This window comes from Pseudomonas sp. 22526 (genome assembly GCF_052044735.1).
GTDB classification, from domain to species: Bacteria; Pseudomonadota; Gammaproteobacteria; order Pseudomonadales; family Pseudomonadaceae; genus Aquipseudomonas; species Aquipseudomonas piscium.
In genome coordinates this window covers 303,920-322,827 of sequence record NZ_JBQENK010000003.1, presented here as the reverse complement: position 1 = coordinate 322,827, position 18,908 = coordinate 303,920, and the positions used below count along the sequence as shown (strand labels likewise).

At 57.5% G+C, this 18,908-nt stretch carries 18 protein-coding genes; 3 read left to right on the top strand and 15 right to left on the bottom strand.

All coding sequences use genetic code 11. From position 1 onward, the window contains the following. Positions 1–4 precede the first annotated feature (4 nt). From kdpC to kdpF, 4 genes are all read right to left on the bottom strand, one after another. On the bottom strand, positions 5–556 hold the full coding sequence (kdpC, locus tag ACTJKT_RS06320) for a potassium-transporting ATPase subunit KdpC (RefSeq protein ID WP_440786523.1): 552 nt from the start codon (positions 554–556) through the stop codon (positions 5–7). Between the two features lie 114 nt (positions 557–670). After that, entirely contained in the window at positions 671–2,770 is a 2,100-nt protein-coding gene (kdpB, locus tag ACTJKT_RS06315; RefSeq protein ID WP_440786522.1) for a potassium-transporting ATPase subunit KdpB, read from the bottom strand. Between the two features lie 10 nt (positions 2,771–2,780). Further along, the gene (kdpA, locus tag ACTJKT_RS06310; RefSeq protein ID WP_440786521.1) at positions 2,781–4,475 is read right to left on the bottom strand and encodes a potassium-transporting ATPase subunit KdpA; all 1,695 of its coding nucleotides are present in this window, start codon (positions 4,473–4,475) and stop codon (positions 2,781–2,783) included. Between the two features lie 8 nt (positions 4,476–4,483). Then, complete coding sequence (kdpF, locus tag ACTJKT_RS06305; RefSeq protein ID WP_007899818.1) at positions 4,484–4,573, bottom strand: K(+)-transporting ATPase subunit F; 90 nt, start codon at positions 4,571–4,573, stop codon at positions 4,484–4,486. Between the two features lie 419 nt (positions 4,574–4,992). Here kdpF and eat point away from each other — a divergent pair, with 419 nt between their 5' ends. Beyond that, the gene (eat, locus tag ACTJKT_RS06300; RefSeq protein WP_440786520.1) at positions 4,993–6,357 is read left to right on the top strand and encodes an ethanolamine permease; all 1,365 of its coding nucleotides are present in this window, start codon (positions 4,993–4,995) and stop codon (positions 6,355–6,357) included. A gap of 193 nt (positions 6,358–6,550) precedes the next feature. Then, positions 6,551–6,718 carry a DUF2897 family protein gene (locus ACTJKT_RS06295; protein ID WP_092300174.1) on the top strand — a complete coding sequence of 56 codons (168 nt, stop codon included), beginning with the start codon at positions 6,551–6,553 and terminating at the stop codon, positions 6,716–6,718. A 67-nt stretch (positions 6,719–6,785) separates the two neighbouring features. On the opposite strand, the gene ACTJKT_RS06290 is transcribed toward ACTJKT_RS06295, so the two are convergent. Beyond that, positions 6,786–7,637, bottom strand: coding sequence for an urea carboxylase-associated family protein (locus ACTJKT_RS06290; RefSeq protein WP_038577125.1), 852 nt, complete (start codon positions 7,635–7,637; stop codon positions 6,786–6,788). Between the two features lie 15 nt (positions 7,638–7,652). Continuing rightward, complete coding sequence (locus tag ACTJKT_RS06285; RefSeq protein WP_097305423.1) at positions 7,653–8,306, bottom strand: GntR family transcriptional regulator; 654 nt, start codon at positions 8,304–8,306, stop codon at positions 7,653–7,655. 196 nt (positions 8,307–8,502) lie between these two features. On the opposite strand from ACTJKT_RS06285, the gene ACTJKT_RS06280 reads away from it, so the two are divergent. Further along, complete coding sequence (locus ACTJKT_RS06280; RefSeq protein ID WP_440786519.1) at positions 8,503–9,069, top strand: TetR/AcrR family transcriptional regulator; 567 nt, start codon at positions 8,503–8,505, stop codon at positions 9,067–9,069. Between the two features lie 28 nt (positions 9,070–9,097). Here the strand turns inward: ACTJKT_RS06280 and ACTJKT_RS06275 are convergent, their stop codons facing one another. From ACTJKT_RS06275 to wecB, 9 genes are all read right to left on the bottom strand, one after another. Continuing rightward, positions 9,098–9,892 carry an SDR family NAD(P)-dependent oxidoreductase gene (locus ACTJKT_RS06275; RefSeq protein ID WP_440786593.1) on the bottom strand — a complete coding sequence of 265 codons (795 nt, stop codon included), beginning with the start codon at positions 9,890–9,892 and terminating at the stop codon, positions 9,098–9,100. 225 nt (positions 9,893–10,117) lie between these two features. Next, positions 10,118–10,453 (bottom strand): ComEA family DNA-binding protein, encoded by a 336-nt coding sequence (locus tag ACTJKT_RS06270; protein ID WP_440786518.1) that lies wholly within the window; start codon positions 10,451–10,453, stop codon positions 10,118–10,120. A 125-nt stretch (positions 10,454–10,578) separates the two neighbouring features. Further along, positions 10,579–11,601: an MraY family glycosyltransferase gene (locus ACTJKT_RS06265; protein WP_440786592.1), complete on the bottom strand. Its 1,023-nt coding sequence runs from the start codon at positions 11,599–11,601 to the stop codon at positions 10,579–10,581. Between the two features lie 296 nt (positions 11,602–11,897). Beyond that, positions 11,898–13,895, bottom strand: a complete 1,998-nt coding sequence (locus ACTJKT_RS06260) for a polysaccharide biosynthesis protein (RefSeq protein ID WP_175540163.1) — start codon at positions 13,893–13,895, stop codon at positions 11,898–11,900. An 85-nt stretch (positions 13,896–13,980) separates the two neighbouring features. Further along, positions 13,981–15,159: a DegT/DnrJ/EryC1/StrS family aminotransferase gene (locus ACTJKT_RS06255; RefSeq protein WP_440786517.1), complete on the bottom strand. Its 1,179-nt coding sequence runs from the start codon at positions 15,157–15,159 to the stop codon at positions 13,981–13,983. A gap of 95 nt (positions 15,160–15,254) precedes the next feature. Continuing rightward, positions 15,255–15,881, bottom strand: coding sequence for an acetyltransferase (locus ACTJKT_RS06250; RefSeq protein WP_440786516.1), 627 nt, complete (start codon positions 15,879–15,881; stop codon positions 15,255–15,257). Next, complete coding sequence (locus ACTJKT_RS06245) at positions 15,878–16,474, bottom strand: sugar transferase (protein ID WP_440786515.1); 597 nt, start codon at positions 16,472–16,474, stop codon at positions 15,878–15,880. The genes ACTJKT_RS06250 and ACTJKT_RS06245 overlap by 4 nt, the downstream gene beginning before the upstream one ends. 54 nt (positions 16,475–16,528) lie before the next feature. Beyond that, entirely contained in the window at positions 16,529–17,752 is a 1,224-nt protein-coding gene (locus ACTJKT_RS06240) for a glycosyltransferase family 4 protein (protein WP_440786514.1), read from the bottom strand. Positions 17,753–17,757: 5 nt separating this feature from the next. Beyond that, positions 17,758–18,888, bottom strand: a complete 1,131-nt coding sequence (wecB, locus tag ACTJKT_RS06235) for a non-hydrolyzing UDP-N-acetylglucosamine 2-epimerase (protein WP_440786513.1) — start codon at positions 18,886–18,888, stop codon at positions 17,758–17,760. Positions 18,889–18,908: the final 20 nt, after the last annotated feature.

Genomic DNA, 18,908 nt, shown 5'->3' with positions numbered 1-18,908 from the left:
CTGGCTACAGGGCGAGCTTTTCCAGCGCCATGTTCAGGGCCAGCACATTGACCACTGGCGGACCGACCAGAGGCTGCTCGACATGAGCATCCACCAGTTGCTGCAGCGTGGCGACCGGCAGGTTGCGTGCCGCGGCTACGCGCGCCAGTTGATAGTTAATCGCCTCCGGTGGCAAGTGCGGATCCAGGCCGCTGCCCGAAGTCGTCAGCATCGCCAACGGCACCGGCCCCTGCCCTGGTACTGCCAGCTTGTTGGCGTCGTCGATCACCCGGGTGGCCAGCGCCGGGTTGCTCGCCCCGAGGTTGCTCGCGCCGCTGGAGACGGTGGCAAAGGCACCGGCCGATGGACGCGGGTGGAACCAGCTATCGCCGGTGAAATCCTGGGCGATCAGGGCCGAGCCACGGACCTTGCCCACGCCATCGAGCACCAGGCTGCCATTGGCCTGTTTCGGAAACGCTACCTGGGCCACGCCGGTGACCACCAGCGGGTAGGCCACGCCAGTGATCAGGGTCATCAACACAATCAGGCTCAAGGCCGGACGCAATACAGTGGACATCATCAAATCCTCGATTCGGTTAACAAGCTCACCACACACTTCGTAGGAGCCAGCCTGCCAGCGGTGCTTCAACGACAGCGCCTCGCCAGCAGGCCCGCTCCTCCAGGGATGCGGTTACACCAGGTGCAAAGCAGTCAGCAGCATGTCGATCAGCTTGATGCCCAGGAACGGCACCACAATCCCGCCCACGCCATAAATCAGCAGGTTGCGACGCAGCAGATGGGCCGCGCTGGCCGCCTGTACCCGTACCCCGCGCAGGGCCAGCGGAATCAGCACGACGATGATCAGGGCGTTGAACACGATCGCCGAGAGGATCGCGCTCTGCGGGCTGCTCAGTTGCATGATATTGAGCACGCCGAGCTGTGGATAAATCGCCGCGAACAGCGCCGGCAGGATCGCGAAGTACTTGGCCACGTCGTTGGCAATGGAGAAGGTGGTCAGGGCGCCACGGGTCACCAGCAGCTCCTTGCCGATCTGCACCACGTCCAGCAGCTTGGTCGGGTCGCTGTCGAGGTCGACCATGTTCGCCGCCTCACGCGCCGCCTGGGTGCCATCGTTCATTGCCATGCCGACGTCGGCCTGGGCCAGCGCCGGGGCGTCGTTGGCGCCGTCGCCACACATGGCGACCAGGCGGCCGTCGTTCTGTTCGTGGCGAATGCGCGCCAGCTTTTTCTCCGGCGTGGCTTCGGCCAGCACGTCATCCACCCCGGCCTCCGCGGCAATGGCGGCGGCGGTCAACGGGTTGTCGCCGGTCACCATCACGGTGCGGATCCCCAGCTTGCGCAGCTCGGCGAAACGCTCGCGGATACCTGGCTTGACCACGTCCTTGAGGTGAATGACGCCCAGCAGCTTGCCGTCGGCGCACACCAGCAACGGCGTGCCGCCACTCTGGGCGATCTTGTCGACCTCCCGGGACAGCGTCGGCGCCAGATCGCCACGTTGCAGGCCGACGAAGGCCAGTACCGAATCCACCGCGCCCTTGCGATAGACCCGCCCCTGATAGTCGACACCGGACAGCCGGGTTTCGGCGCTGAACGGCACGGCAGTCAGCGCATCGGCGCCCGGCTCAGGCTGTGGATAAAGCCCGCGCAGGTATTCGACGATGGATTTGCCTTCCGCCGTGTCATCCGCCAGCGAGGCCAGCAAGGTGGCCTCGGCCATTTCCTGGTTGTTGACCCCAGGCGCCGAGTGGATAGCCGCGCAACGACGGTTACCGAAGGTGATGGTGCCGGTCTTGTCCAGCAACAGGACGTGCACGTCCCCCGCCGCTTCCACGGCGCGACCGGATTTGGCGATCACGTTCAGGCGTACCAGGCGGTCCATCCCGGCGATACCGATGGCTGACAGCAGGCCACCGATGGTGGTCGGAATCAGGGTCACCAGCAACGCCACCAGGAACACCAGCGGCAGGCTGCCATTGGCGAAGTGGGCGAACGGCTGCAGGGTCACGACCACCATCAGGAAGATCAGGGTCAGGCCGATCAGCAGGATGTCCAGGGCCACTTCGTTCGGGGTCTTCTGGCGCTTGGCGCCCTCCACCAGGGCGATCATGCGATCGAGGGTCGATTCGCCCGGATTGCTGGTAATACGCACCAGCAACCAGTCGGACACCAGGCGGGTATTGCCGGTCACGGCCGAGCGGTCGCCGCCGGACTCGCGAATGACCGGTGCCGACTCGCCAGTGATCGCCGCTTCGTTGACCGCGGCGATACCTTCGATGACCTCGCCGTCACCCGGGATCATTTCCCCGGCCTCGACGCGCACCACATCGCCTTTGCGCAGATTGGCGGCTGGGATCACCTGGAAACTGCCGTTGGCTTTTTTCAAGCGTGCGCTCAAACCTTCGCTGCCGGCCTTGAGGCTGTCGGCACGGGCCTTGCCACGACCCTCGGCCAAGGCCTCGGCGAAGTTGGCGAACAGCACGGTGAACCACAGCCAGAGGGCGATCTGCGCAGCGACGAAAGTCGGCACTGCGGTGTCCGGCACAAAGCACAGCACCGTGGTCAGGATCGCCGTCAGCTCGACCACCAGCATCACCGGCGAGCGTTGCAGCTGGCGCGGGTCCAGCTTGACGAAGACTTGTACCAGGGCCGGACGCCACAGGGCCGCGATCGAAGTTTTCTGTTGTTCGCCAATCGTGTGTTTCGAAGCCAGGGTTTTAGCACCGGGCATTTCGGTTACGGCCTTCTTGGAGGAAGGAACAGGCATATTCATCATCAAGTCCTCAGAAGCCCAGGCTCAAATGTTCGGCGATCGGGCCCAACGCCAGGGTCGGCAAAAAGGTCAGCCCGCCCACCAGCAAAATGGTCACGGTCAGCAGCGTGACGAACAGCGGACCATGGGTCGGGAAGCTGTTCTGGCCAATCGGCGCGGTCTTTTTCAGCGCCAGGCTGCCGGCCAGGGCCAGCACCGGCAGGATGTAACCGAAACGACCGATCAACATGCCCAGGCCCAGCATCAGGTTGTGGAACGGGGTGTTGGCGCCAAAGCCACCGAAAGCCGAACCGTTGTTGGCGCTGGCCGAGGTGTAGGCGTACAGCAACTGGCTGAAACCATGGGACCCGGGGTTGCTCACCGACGCCACCGGCCCTGGCAGGCTGGCGGCAACAGCGCCCAGCACCAGCACACCGATTGGCATCACCATCAGGGTCACCACCAGCAATTGCACTTCCTTGGCCTGCAGCTTCTTGCCCAGGTATTCCGGAGTTCGCCCGATCATCAGGCCGGCGAGGAACACCGCGATCAGCACGTTCAGCAACATGCCGTAGAGGCCCGCGCCGACGCCGCCGAAGATCACTTCGCCGACCATCATGTTGATCAGCGCGACCATGCCGCTCAGCGGGTTGAGGCTGTCATGCATGCCGTTGACCGAACCGTTGGAAGCCGCGGTGGTGGTCACCGACCAGAGCACAGTGGCAGTGGTACCGAACCGCGCTTCCTTGCCTTCGAGCGGTGCAGTCTGCTCGACCGCGACATTGTTCAGGGTCGGGTTGGGCTGGTACTCGGCCCACAGCGAAGTCGCGCCGCCGATCAGGAACAGCGCCAGCATGCAGGCGATGATCGCCCGGCTCTGCCGCAGGTCCTTGACGTAGTGGCCGAAGGTGAACACCAGGGCCACCGGGATCAGAATGATCGAGGCCACCTCGAACAGGTTGCTCCAGGCTGTCGGGTTCTCGAACGGATGTGCCGAGTTGACACCGAAGAAGCCCCCGCCGTTGGTGCCCAATTGCTTGATGGCGATCTGGCTGGCAGCCGGACCCAGTGGAATCACCTGATCCACGCCCTGCAGGGTCACGGCGTTCACATACTGGGCGAAGGTTTGCGGTACACCCTGCCAGACCAGGAACAACGCCAGCAGCAGGCACAGCGGCAGCAGGCCATAGAGGGTGGCGCGGGTCATGTCGACCCAGAAGTTGCCCAGGGTCTGCGCCGAGCGCCGACCGATGCCGCGGCACAGGGCGACCAGCACGGCCAGGCCGGTGGCGGCACTGACAAAGTTCTGCACGGTGAGGCCGGCCATCTGGCTCAGGTAGCTCAGCGAGGCTTCACCACTGTAGGCCTGCCAGTTGGTATTGGTCATGAAGCTGACCGCGGTGTTGAACGCCAGCGTCCACTCCTGCCCCGGCAGGTTCTGCGGGTTGAGCGGCAAATGGTCCTGGAACAACAGAATCGCGAACAGCAGCAGAAAGCCTGCCAGGTTGAACGCGAGCAGGGCCAGGGTGTATTTCTGCCAGCTCTGTTCGCTTTGCGCATCGACGCCCGAGAGTCGGTAACAGCCGCGCTCGACCGGCCCCAACAGCGGCGTCAGCCAGGTACGCTGGCCTTCCATCACCTTGTAGTAGAACCGCCCCAGGAAAGGCGCGGGCAGCAGCACCAGGGCAAAGAAGCCGAGGATCAGCCAATAGTCATAACTGTGCATAGCCGCTCCTAGTTCCGATCCGCGCGCAACAGCGCAACCAGTAGATAGATGAACAGCCCCACTGCCAGCAGCAGGGACACCCCGTCCAGAACACTCATGGAATCTCTCCGTCGTACGGCAATCGCCGCGTGTAGGGGCATTGTCCGCAGGGAGGCTGTAAAGGAACGAGAGCGAGGGGGTGGGAGGCGCATAAAGAAAGCGTAAAGAATGGCTTTACCCGGGATTTACACCGGGGATCAGCAAGGCTCGCGGGCCTGTCAGACCGCCATCGCGAGCCCGCTTGTTCCTACACGGGGAAAACACGACTCGAACCAGCCTGCTCGCGATAGCACTCCCGCAGGCACCACCGCCCTCCTCTGTTGCACAGCCGTGCACCAATCCAGGCGCCTTCAGCCCTGAAACAACTGGCAACATCCTCGATACGACAGCTTTTTGCGCTTTGCGACGCCCGTTTCCGCTCTGGCATGCGCGGTGCAGTGAGCAGCCCGAGCACTTCATTCCGTTCCGGGAGCCACGCATGAACACACAACTCAAACCAACGCTGGGCACGCTGCATCTATGGGGGATCGCGGTCGGGCTGGTGATCTCCGGGGAATACTTCGGCTGGAGTTACGGCTGGGGTGTCGCCGGCACCCTGGGCTTTCTGCTGACTTCACTGATGGTCGCGGCCATGTACAGCTGTTTCATCTTCAGCTTCACCGAGCTGACCACCGCCATTCCCCATGCCGGCGGGCCCTTTGCCTACAGCCGCCGGGCCTTCGGTGAAAAAGGCGGGCTGATCGCCGGGCTGGCGACCCTGATCGAGTTCGTCTTCGCGCCACCGGCCATCGCCCTGGCGATCGGCGCCTACCTGAATGTGCAGTTCCCGGCCCTGGACCCGAAGCACGCGGCCGTCGGCGCCTACATTGTGTTCATGGGGCTGAACATCCTCGGGGTCAAACTCGCCGCCACCTTCGAGCTGGTGGTCTGCGTGCTGGCGGTGGCGGAACTGCTGGTGTTCATGGGCGTGGTCGCGCCGGCCTTCAGCTTCAGCCACTTCGCCCTCAACGGCTGGGCCGGTTCGGATACCTTCGGCGCACCGGCGATCGCCGGGATGTTCGCGGCGATTCCGTTCGCCATCTGGTTCTTCCTCGCCATCGAAGGCGCGGCCATGGCCGCCGAGGAAGCCAAGGATCCGAAACGCACCATCCCCAAGGCCTACATCAGCGGCATTCTGACCCTGGTGCTGCTGGCCATGGGCGTGATGTTCTTCGCCGGCGGCGTGGGCGACTGGCGCAGCCTGTCGAACATCAACGACCCGCTGCCCCAGGCCATGAAAGCCGTGGTCGGGGACAACTCCGGCTGGCTGCACATGCTGGTGTGGATCGGCCTGTTCGGCCTGGTGGCGAGCTTCCACGGCATCATTCTTGGCTACTCGCGGCAGTTCTTCGCCCTTGCCCGCGCCGGCTATCTGCCGGCGTCCCTGGCCAAGCTGTCGCGCTTCCAGACGCCGCACCGCGCCATCATCGCCGGCGGCCTGATCGGCATCGCCGCCATCTACAGCGATGGCCTGATCAACCTGGGCGGCATGACCCTGACCGCGGCGATGATCACCATGGCCGTATTCGGCGCCATCGTGATGTACATCATGAGCATGCTCAGCCTGTTCAAGCTGCGTAAGGCCGAGCCGCACCTGGAACGCACCTTCCGCGCCCCGGGTTACCCGTTGGTCCCGGCCATTGCCCTGGTGCTGGCCGTGGTCTGCCTGGTAGCCATGGCCTGGTTCAACAGCCTGATCGGCCTGATCTTCCTCGGTTTCATGGCGGCCGGTTTCATCTACTTCCAACTGACCGCGCAGCTGCGCGCCAATGCGCCGGCGGATGCGATGCTGACCGGGCTCTGAGGGAATGGCATTCATCGGTAGCTGGCTTGCGTAGCCGAATGCAACCTTCGGCTACGCAAGCTTGATGCAAGAGAGGTCACCGGGGCAGATCAGGCCTACAATGGAACCACTGCGAAACGCTGTAACTCGAAGTGGTATGGCAGCTTGACGGGCGAAACTCCTCGCCCGCCGGTATGCCCTCAAGGAGAGTCCTATGCCCTGGTATGCCTGGTTGATTCTGGTCGTTGCAATCGGCTCGATCGTCGGCGGATTGATGCTGCTGCGCGACACCGCCAACAAGGTGGAACTAACTGACGAGCAACGCAAGCGCGTTGCTGAACGCAACGCGGAAGCGGACGCCAAGGACGCGCAGGACCGCTGACCGGATCGCCCAATCGAACAGCCCCGCCATTCACACAATGGCGGGGCTTTTTATTACCTCAGCGGCATTATTTCTCCCAGGCAGCCTTGGCGATCTGCAGACCGTGCAGGCCTTTGTAGGCCGCCCGTTCTGGCTGGCTCCAGCCTTCGAGCAACGCCTCGTCGAGCCGATAGATTTCCACGCCCAATGGCCGGCAGACACTGAGCGGGTCCTGGGCCTCCGGCCCCCACATGGGCAGCGATAAATCGCCGCCCGGGCAGGTCGACAGCGCGCACAACAGATCGATTTCGGCAAAGAACTCCAGGTAATCGCCCTTCTGCGCGGGGCAGGCCTTCATGAAATACATGTCGTCATGATTGAGCCCGGTGCACTGGAAGATATTCAGCACATCGTGCACATCGAACTCGGTCAGGCCGTGGGGCAGGACCGCGCGCGTCAGGTTGGAATGGCAATGGTGATGGAAGTCCTCCCCAGTGAGCATGCGGTTCACGTAGGGATCGCAGCGCGTGCCGAGCAGGTCGTGCAAGCGCCCGCCATGCTCGTCGATGCCGTAACCGGCCAGGCTGTCATCGGTAATGGTCACCAGTGGCCGCAGGAACGGCAGGTTCGACCACAGCCGGTCATGGGTACTGACATGCGCGCCCTGCAACTGCCGGGTACGCGCCGCCCACAAACGCTCCCGCGGGTCGTTGGCATTCCAGACGTTGAAGTCCCCGACCTGCGGACCGGCCGGTGTGGTCACCCGGAATACATGCCCGGCCGGCACATGCCAGGCACGCCCGGTACGGATCGGCACCTCGAATTGCTCGATCAAGGTGCGTTGGTCCTTGCTGTCGCGGACCCGTTCATAAAAGGCCGTGTCCACCTGCAGGGCCGAGCCTTTGCTGACCTGATAAGCCGCGGGATAGTCCTTGTACATGGTTGAAACCCTCGATCAGTGGCGGGAAGAGTGGCTGAGGATGTCGAGCAGCAGCCGTTCGGAGTCGTCCAGGTAAACCGCCAGGCTTTCGCCGGCGGCCTGCTTGTCGCCATCGGCGAGCAAGTCATGGATCTGCCGGTCCCGGGCCAGCCAGGGTGACTGGAAACGCTGCTCGTCAGGGGCGGCACAGAACACCAGGCGCAGCTGCGCCACGACGTTGGTGAAGAACTCGTCGAACAAGGGGCTGCGCATCAGCCCGACGATGTGTTGATGAAAGGCCAGGCTATGAGTGCCCACCGAGCGCCAGTCCTCGCGCTCGCGGGCGAGTTCGCTGGCCTCGATAGCCTCGAGCATCCGGTCGGACTGGTATTCGCGCAGCGGTTTGCTGGAGGCGATGGCCTGCAACTCCAGGGTGCGGCGCACCTGAAACAGGTCACGCACCTCATCGATCCCCAGCCTGCGCACCGTGACACCTTTGTTGCGTGCGTAGCGGGTCAGGCCTTCCTGCCCCAGGCGATGCAAGGCCTCGCGAATGGTGTTGCGCGAGGCGTTGTAAGCGGACACCAGATCGTTTTCCACCAGGGCCATGCCCGGCAACAGGCGACCGCCGATGATATCGGCACGTAATTCGAGGGTTATTTGATCGGCCAGGGACAATAGGTTACTCATGAATATCGCCTTGCGATTGTTGAACAATCCATGGATATCCAATAGTCACTATTCATGCCAATTGATGCTTGACCCACTGGAAAATCATGACTTTCTAGTCATTCAGTGGGGAAAATGAGGTTTCTGGGGTTAAAAGTGCAATTCCCCTCCCATCAACCTTGGGTAAGATGACTCCCTAGCTGTGGAGACTTCCCCGATGCGTTACTCGCAAGACCATAAAGCCCAAACCCATCAACGCATCATCAAGGAAGCCGCCGAGCGCTTTCGGCGCGACGGTATTGGCGCGACAGGCCTGCAACCGCTGATGAAAGCCCTGGGCCTGACCCATGGCGGTTTCTACTCGCACTTCAAATCCAAGGACGATCTGGTCGAAAAAGCCCTGCAGGCTGCGGCAGCAGAACTCGATGCACACTGCACCACGCTATTTGCCCAGGAACAGCCACTGCAGGCCTTTATCGACAGCTACCTGTCCGAGTGGCATCAGACCTCCCCCGGTCAAGGCTGCCCGCTGCCCACCATGTCTTCGGAACTGGGCCTGCGCGGGCAAGCCAGCCCTACCACCGATGTGGTGCTCAATGCCCGACTTGCGCAGGTAGAGGCAAATCTCGAGGGAGAAAATGCCGCCGACCAAAGCCTGGTGATCATGTCGACCCTGGTCGGGGCACTGGTGTTGTCACGCAGTGTCGAGAACCCAGACCTGGCCAAACGGATACTGGAGGTAACACGCGAGCATCTGAAAAAGCAGGATGGGCAGGCGGAGTGATCCGCACCACCCTCCGGCCTCGACACGCTTATTTGTAGCGAACAGCCGCGCTGCTTTTCGACAGGTTCGGCGCCAGGGCAAAACGCGCAGCTACGAAGGCATCCCAATCAGCCGAGTCGGGTAGCGAAGGGATGGTGATCAACTCACCCTGGTCAAAACCGACCAGAGCCGCATCCACCATCTCGGGGGCATCCATGATCATCTCGGCTGGAATTCCCTGGGCATCGATGCCCGAGCGCTCCCAGATCTCGGTGCGGGTCACCCCTGGCAGTACCGCCTGGACCTGCACGCCTTTACCGTCCAATTCCGCAGCGAGCGACTGAGTCAGGCTCAGGACATAGGCCTTGGTCGCACTGTAGGTCGCATTAAAACGCTCGGGAATCAGCGCCACCACCGAAGCGATATTGATGATCGCCCCTCTTCCAGCCGCCGAAAAGCTGGCGGCAGCGGCAGCAGCCAGACGAGTGACCGCAATCACATTGAGCTGGATCATCGCCTCCAGTTGGTCCGCGTCAGCAACCGCTAGGCTTCCATCTGCGGCGATACCGGCATTGTTCAGCAACAGACTGATGCTCGAGTCGGAACGCAAACGCTGCTCGACCCTCAGCACATCAGCCTTGAGTGTCAGGTCGGCCTTCAACACTTCAACCTGCACCTTGTGCTCGGCCCGCAGCCGGATCGCCGCGGTTTGCAGGCGCGGCTCATCTCGCGCAACCAACAACAGATCGTAACCACGAGCGGCCAGCCGCTCGGCGTAAACCGCACCGATACCAGATGAAGCACCGGTGACAAGTGCCAGCCCCTTGGGTGAAATCGAGTTCATAACGGCTCTCCAGAAAAGTGCTTGAGAAGGGAAAGACAAGGAATTGATACGCTGCTTGGGAAGCGATTTGATTATAGTCATAATTTAATAAAATATTACGATCATAATTCTATCGAGGCGATAGATAACATTGAATGGCGCAACCTTGCTTATGGTGATCTGCGCACTATGGGCCCGAAAAACACAAGGCCGATCAGTGATCGGCCTTGTGCATGAATTGAAGTGTCAGTTGACCTTCAATTTTTCCCGGTTGCTTTCCAGAATCGCCTTGCCGATTCCCTTGACCTCCAGCAGCTCGTCCACTGACGAGAAAGCTCCATTAGCTTCACGATATGCAACAATTGCCTTGGCTTTTACTTCACCTACTCCCAACAGTTCACGCTGCAACGTAGCAGCGTCAGCCCTGTTGATATCGACCATGGCAGTTTGTGGGGCAGCTACCGCGGTCGCGGCTGGCGCCGTGCTTGGCGTCTCTTGTTTCGACGCGGGAGCAGCAATTACGCTGATAGAGGCGCTTGTCAGCAGGGCAAAAAGCAGGGAATAGAAATAGTTTGTACGCATAAGTGACACTCCATGACACCGTTGATAAAGATGCAGCTTTTCCGAAGCTGCCTCTCAAACGTAGGCCATGGTGATGCACTGTCAAAAATGGATTGATTGCAGTTTATGTAATAGTGCCACCCTCATCACTCTGCTCGGCGCTCCGACTCACCGGCCCGATACTTCACAGCTAGAATGAGCAGCGGTACATAGGCCACGATCACCCCCAATCCTCCGTCCAGCTTCTGCATGGCAACAAACAGACCTATGGGTAACAGCCAGAGAAGGTTGATCAATGCGACGCCCAAGGTAACCGGGATATGACTTCCCAGTTGGCGTGAAGCGAACTGATAACCATGGCTGCGATGAGCCTCATAGATGCGCTCTCCGCGTAAAAAACGCCGGATCAAGGTAAAGGTCGCATCAACGATGAACACCCCGAGCAAAATGCACCATACCCACAGGAAATCGGCGTTTCTCCAGGCGGCCTGCAGCGAAAGAATACCCAGCACAATACCCAGGAAACCGCTGCCGATATCACCCATGAAGATTTTCGCCGGCGGAAAATTCCAGTACAGGAAACCCAGTGTCGAGGTGGCGAGCAGCAAGGGCGGCCAGATCAGATCGTCATATCCCGACAGCCAATAGATCAGGCAAATACTCAGACAGGATGTCACGGCTTCGACACTGGCAATTCCATCGATGCCATCCATGAAGTTGTAGAGGTTCAACATCCAGACCAGATACACCACAGCCAGTGCATGCCCGATCCAGCCAAGCTCCAGCGTCATGCCGAACACCTCAATCGCCGGCAACCCTCCCAGCCAGAACAAGGCCCAGAGACTACCTGCAAAATGTCCGAGCAAACGCCAGCGGGCCGCAATGGGCCGATGATCGTCAATAAACCCAAGCAAGGCGATACCAGCACCGGCGCCTGAGAGGCTCCAGAGCAGATTCGGGCTGATAACTCCAAGCATGCCGGCCAAGGGCAAGGCAATAAGGAAGGTCAGGACGATACCTACCCCGCCACTACGCGGTGTGGGAATGGAATGGGAGCTGCGTGCGTTCGGAATCTCCATCAGCCTGTGAGCCAGCGCATAACGAAGAAAAGCTCCAGTCACTCCCAGCGAGAGGGTCGCCATGATCGGTAGCGACCACAAAAGCCCTATCCAGGGAAACCATAAGTCAGACGATGCTTGAAAGCTCAAGGTGTCGACTCCAACGGCATGTCGTGGCAGCGAAGTCTGGAACCAGACTGCAGTCCCGGCTGACCACTTCAATATGTTTTTTATTTTTGTAGTTGCAGAGCAGAACGTTTTTACCGACGGGTCAAGACAGTGCCGCCCCCATAGTGTCCACTCTGTGTAAGTACAACAAGAACGCAGATAATGCTTAGCTTAACAAGTGTAATAGCCCCTCAGCACCAAACAGCAAGCTCCTGACGACCGAGGGGCTAATGATGCAACTAAGGCTCGAGCCGGCGCTGCTGATAAATCCAGTCAACAATCTCGCTATCCGGAGTGTAGCCACTGACCGTGTCGCGCAACAGTTGCCGGACTCTCGAGTAATCATCCTGGTCGACCGCCAACAGCAACTCGCCCAGCCTGGCCTTCAATACATCCCAAGGCAGATAGTCTTCATTGGCGCTCATGATCATTGGATGCTGCGTCGCTACGACGTTATCGCCGATCAACAGTTCTTCATAGAGCTTTTCGCCTGGCCGCAGTCCCGTGAACTCGACGGCTATGTCGCCATGAGGGTTCTTTTCGGAACGCAAGCTCAATCCGGACAGATGAACCATCTTCTCGGCCAGTTCGACAATCCTGACCGGCTCGCCCATATCCAGCACAAATACATCACCACCCTGTCCCATGGAACCCGCCTGGATTACCAGTTGGGCCGCTTCCGGGATAGTCATGAAATAACGCGTGATACGGGGATGGGTGACCGTCAAAGGTCCACCGGACTTGATCTGCTTGTGAAACAACGGAATGACCGAACCGGAAGAACCCAGCACATTGCCGAAACGCACCATGGTAAAGCGGGTTTTATTCACCCGGGAAACATTGGCGTGTTCCCCGAACAATACCGGGGCCACCTCTCGGCTCAGAGCCTGCAGCGTCATTTCGGCCAGACGCTTGGTACTGCCCATGACATTCGTCGGGCGTACCGCCTTATCCGTTGAAATCAGCACGAAGTTCGCGACATTCGCACGAAGAGCGGCCTGCGCCGTACTCAATGTGCCCATCACATTGTTCAACAGGCCTTCAGCGATATTGTGCTCGACCATGGGGACATGCTTATAGGCTGCGGCGTGATACACCGTATCCACATGCCAGGTTTGCATGATATCGAGCAGTTTTTCCTGATTACGCACGGACCCCAGGATCGGCAACAACTTCACAGACAGCGACTCGCGAACGATGCGCTGTTCGAGTTCCTGCAAGATGCTGTAGAGATTGAACTCACTGTGCTCGTAGAGCAGCATCGTGGTCGGGCGCAACGCAAGAATCTGACGGCACAGTTCCGAACCGATCGAACCACCGGCACCCGTGATCAGTACCGACTGCTCCTTGATGCAATGCTCGAGCAACTCTTCCTGAGGGGGGACCGAGTCGCGCCCCAACAGGTCGGCAATGTCGACTTCCTGAATATCATCGACCTTGACTCGTCCGCTCGCCAGATCCATAAAGCCCGGCACACTTTGCACATGCAGACCGAACCCCTCGAGGAAACTCAGGATCTCTCGGCGTCGCGTACGGTTGGCAGAAGGGATTGCCAACAGGATCTGCTGAGCTCCAGTCACATCGATCATTTGCTGAATATGTTTGGGCTTATAGACATGCAGCCCGGAAATCACTCGCTCGGCAATATTACTGTCGTCGTCGATGAATGCTACCGGGCGCATCAAGCGACCCATCCGCAAAGCAGCGACCAATTGGTTACCCGCCGCACCGGCGCCGTAAATGGCCACTTTAGGCAAACCGTCATCTCGAGCAGCGAATGGAACATGTTGAGCAGCGGTAAACCAATCGCCCAGAAAATACTGCCTCATCCCCAAACGCAGCCCCCCAATCATTACGAGGCTCAGCCACCAGTAGTTGAAAATGATAGATCGTGGAACCACATTCTGATGATTGCTATACCAGTAGACTACCATCCCCAGTATTAAAGCAGACAGGCTTACTGCTTTGATAATTGCAATAAGCGCGTCATTACCAAAATAGCGCATCACAGCACGATACATACCGAAGCGAATAAATAGCGGAATAGCGACAACCGGTGCACAAATGAATAGCCATGAGTGGGCTAACAACGGGTTGATCATCTCATCAACCCCCAGGCGAACAACGAAAGCCAGCCACAGAGCAATCCAGACTAAAACGATATCCGTTGCAACTTGAATTAATCGCTTTTGCCGGCGCGGCAAACTCAGTAGCCAGTTACGTAAGTTGTCAATCATCCTTTGTTAACCCCACCGCCTGCAATCTGCTGAACATCCTGATTAAACTCAAGCACAAGCCAAAGTAAATGCCGTTCATTTTTTTTCAATTAGAAACCGCAAGCCTCATTACTTCCTCCAAAATGAGGCAGGTTTTTTCTATTTCAGCTTCAGTTAATGTAGGATGAACAAGAAACATTAAACTTGTCTCTCCTAACTCTAGTGCAATAGGTAATCGTGTTACCGGACGCCACTCAGTGTCCTCAAACGCCTTCTCCAGATAGACTTCCGAACAAGAGCCTGCATAACATGGAACACCCCGACTGACTATCTCGGCGATGATGCGATCACGAGACCACCCCTTTGCCAATCTCAGTGGTTCCACAAATACATAGCATTTGTAAGCTGCGTGGATGATATCGGACTCTGCTTCGGGAACTCTTAAACCTGGCAACACTTCAGCGCAACGCCATATGCGTTGCGCATTTGCTAGTCGGGCGGTATGCCAATCAGGCATACGAGCCAACTGAATCCGGCCGATCACCCCTTGTACTTCAAGCATACGCCAGTTGGTACCAAAACTCTCATGTACCCAACGGAAGCCCGGAGCGTGCTGGCGTTCATAGACAGCCTCCCAGCTTTTGCCATGATCCTTGAATGCCCACATCTGTGCCCAGAGGTCGCGATCATTGGTAGTTACCATGCCGCCCTCTCCGCCCGTAGACATAATCTTGTCCTGGCAGAACGACCATGCTCCCACATGACCTATGGAGCCAACAGGACGTCCCTTGTATCGGGCACCGTGCGCTTGGGCACAGTCTTCAATCACCTTGATATCATAACGGGCCGCCAGCGCCATGATAGGGTCCATGTCACAAGGCCAACCTGCCAGATGGACACAGATGATGCCTCGAGTACGAGGCGTCAACACCGCCTGAATAGTCTCTGCGGTTATATTCTGGGTATCTCGATCAACTTCAGCAAACACAGGAACCGCACCAGCATTAACGATACTGGAAACGGAGGCCAGAAAGGTGCGCGGGGTAACGATGACCTCATCTCCAGCACCGATCCCCAATGCATGCAACGCTAAATCAAGTGCAACAGTACCGTTTGCCAAAGCGATCGCATATTCCGTACCGGCCCACACGGCAAACTCTTTCTCAAACTCACGACACTCCTGCCCCGTCCAATAATTTACTTTATTGGAAAGCACCACATCGCGAACGGCGTTGGCTTCTTCATCCGTGAACGACGGCCAAGGAGAAAATGGGGTATTCAACACAGTTTTTACCTGCTATCCAAAATTGAAAAGGAACTATTGGTAATCAAACTCGCCATTTGGCTAACGGCGCCTGACCGGCTGTTGATTTACGAAACTCAGGGTCTGTCCAGCACTCGTGCAGGCACCCCGGCTACGGTCATATTATCAGAGATATCGGATACCACCGCGGCACCGGCACCCACGACCACATTGTCACCTATACGGATCTGTTGCCTGACGCTGGCACCGATGCCGATCCAACTGGCGTCACCTATCTGAACCCCACCCGCCAGGCTCGCCCCTGGACTGATATGGGTACACGCCCCGACAACACAGTCATGTTCAATACAGCAGCTCGTATTGAGTATCGCCCCTTCGCCCACCGACGCGAATGCATTTACCACCGCAGATGCAAAAACGACGGAACCCGAACCGATAGACGCATACCGACTGACCACCGAAAGCGGGTGAACAAGTACGGGCAACCGTGCCCCAGCGGCCTTCAACTCATAAAGCTTGCTTCGACGAATACCGTTATTGCCAATAGCAACCAAAATACCATCGAATTCCTGCACTCGACTGAGCAGATCCTTACTCGTTCCGACCACTGGCCATACTTCATTGGACGTAACCCCTGGCCAGGCGTCATCGAAGAACTCGATCACCTGCCAACCGCAACATTCGGCCGTATCTGCAACAACTTTCCCATGACCGCTGGCCCCGAGAATAGCCAGTCTTTTCATTTCTTCGTCCCGGTAAATCGCGACATCGTCACTTCGCCCTCGGCGCTGATTCCATCCTTGATCACAACTTTTTTGATCGTGAGAAAAATAATCTTCAAATCGAGCCACACGGATTGGTTATCCACATACCAAACATCAAGCTTAAACTTCTCTTCCCAAGACAGTGCATTTCGACCATTGATCTGTGCCCACCCAGTAACCCCCGGTCTAGCTTCATGCCTACGCAACTGCTCTTCGTCATACAGAGGCAAATACTCCATCAACAAAGGCCGTGGCCCCACCAAACTCATGTCCCCCTTGATCACATTCCACAGCTCCGGCAACTCATCCAGGCTGCTGGAGCGAAGAAACGTGCCGAATGGTGTCATCCGCTCCGAATCCGGAAGTGGTTTACCGCTGGAGTCCACTGCGTCTCGCATCGTACGAAACTTGATCATTTCAAATGGCTTACCACCGAAACCAGGACGTACCTGACGGAACAATATCGGCGACCCCAAGCGTTTGCGAATAAGATAAGCGACCACCAGTATCAAGGGAAATAAGAGAATTAACCCAATTCCAGCCGCTAAAACATCGAAGAAGCGCTTTAACATCAAAGATCCCTGAAAAATTTTGAGCAGCGTTACATGACTGAATCGCAATAACAGTTAGCGTTTCGACAAGCGTTTGAAGTGTTCACCAAAACGTGCAACCCCCACATGCAAGGACAGCACCCTCTTGTAATACGCCTGACCGCTTTGCGCCATCCAATCACGCTCCGATGAGGGGGTATTCATCAACGCCAAGGCCGCGTCAGCAATGGATTGCGGATTATCCGACTCACTGACAACACCACAATCCGCATCACGCACAAGGTCAGCAGCATCCCCGTCGACCGCCATCAACACAGGCTTGCCCGCGGCCATATAAGCCTGGGTTTTAGACGGAATAGTGATGGTGAACAACGGATCCTTCTTCAAGTGCACAAGCAGCGCATCTGCATTGGACAGGTACGCCCCCACCTCACTCATGGGAACAGCCGGAAGAAAAAGCACGTTATCCAAGTTTCTTTTTACTGCCAGCTCCTGTAGCCGCGCTACCTCGACTCCGCCACCAAGAAAAATGAAGGAAATCTTATCCGTCTGCTCACGGACCAACTGCGCTGCCGTAATGACTGATTCCAGCGATTGCGCCTTACCCATATTGCCGGCAAACAAAATGCGAAACGTTGAAGCATCAGGAAAGTTCACCGGTAGTGTTGCACAAGGTGCAGCAACCGTAGCTTCGGCACACCAGTTGTATATAAGATCAATCTTTTGCTCAGGAACGCCTCGCTCCACCAACAAACGTTTGAACCCCGGTGAAAGAACTACAAGTTGATCGACACGACGATATACCCAGTCACAAACACTGGAAACAACTCTCAAGGCTTTCCCGTTGGAAAACATTCCAGTCGCTTTGAGTGTATCCGGCCACATGTCCTGAATATCGTAGACAACTGGAACACGCCGAAAAATCCGGATGAGTACTGCAGCAATACCCACTGTCAATGGTGGATGATAGGCATAAATCACATCTGGCTTACGGGCACCGAAAAGCCCATAGAACAACGCACTGGCCGCGAAGCTTGCATAGTTCAGTACCCGACCTATGCCACTCTGCCCGTGACTCGGATAGAGGGGCAGGCGCGTCACCTTCACCCCATCGATAATCTCGCGCTGCAAAAATCTTACTTTGTAACCGGGATAAAGCTTGCCCCCAGGATAATTTGGAAAACCGGTAACGACCTCGACCTCGAAACCCTGCGCTACCAATTCACGCGCAAATACGAGCCCTTTGAAAGTAGGTTCAGGATCAAACCACTGAGTCAGCAATAGAACGCGGGTCGCCATCCTGATTAGTACCTTCTCCAGACAGTACGCATCACGTAATCACGATAACTGTGGATGATACGAACTACTTTTTCCGAAACATTCGGCATACTGTAGTCCTCTACCAAACGAAGATTACGGGTCTCACCACGCCCCTGGCTCTCGATCAGGTGAAGCCCCTGTAGAACACGCTCAACCTCCAGTCCAACCATCATAACGGCGGCTTCTTCCATCCCTTCCGGCCGCTCATGGGCCTCACGCAGATTCAGCGCAGGAAAGTTGAGTATCGAAGACTCTTCATTGATCGTTCCACTGTCCGACAAAGCCGCCTTGGATGTGAGCTGCAGCTTATTGTAGTCCTTGAAGCCAAGCGGCTTGAGTAACCGAACGTTGGGATGAAAAGTGACACCCAGTGTATCCACTCGTTTTTGCGTACGGGGGTGAGTAGACACAATGACAGGAAGGTCGTAGTTGCAAGCGACTGTATTGAGGACATCCACCAGCTTGAGGAAGTTCTTGTCCGATTCGATATTCTCCTCCCGGTGTGCGCTGACAACAAAAAACTGACCCGCCTTCAGACCAAGGCGCTCCAGCACATCCGATTCGTCAATCCCGCTGTGATAATGGGTGAGTACCTCAAACATCGGACTACCGGTCTTGATGACCATGTCCGGCGAAAGCCCCTCACGCAAAAGGTAGTCGCGGGCAATCGTGCTATAGGTCAGATTGATATCCGCAGTATGATCAACAATACGACGGTTGATCTCTTCAGGCACGCGCATATCAAAACAACGGTTGCCGGCCTCCATGTGGAAGGTTGGGATCTTGCGACGCTTAGCTGGAATGACAGCCATGCAGCTGTTGGTATCCCCCAGGACCAGTAGCGCATCCGGCATAATTTCTGCTAGCACACGATCGACCGAAATGATGACATTCCCTATCGTTTCTGCGCCCGTCGTGCCGGCAGCACTTAGAAAATGATCCGGCTTACGAATACCAAGATCCTGAAAGAAAATCTCATTCAGTTCGTAATCATAATTCTGACCTGTGTGCACCAGGACATGATCACAGTGTTCGTCCAGTGCCGAAATGACACGTGATAGGCGAATAATTTCGGGACGTGTCCCAACAACAGTCACTACTTTCAACTTCTTCATCACAATCCTCTACCTAATCG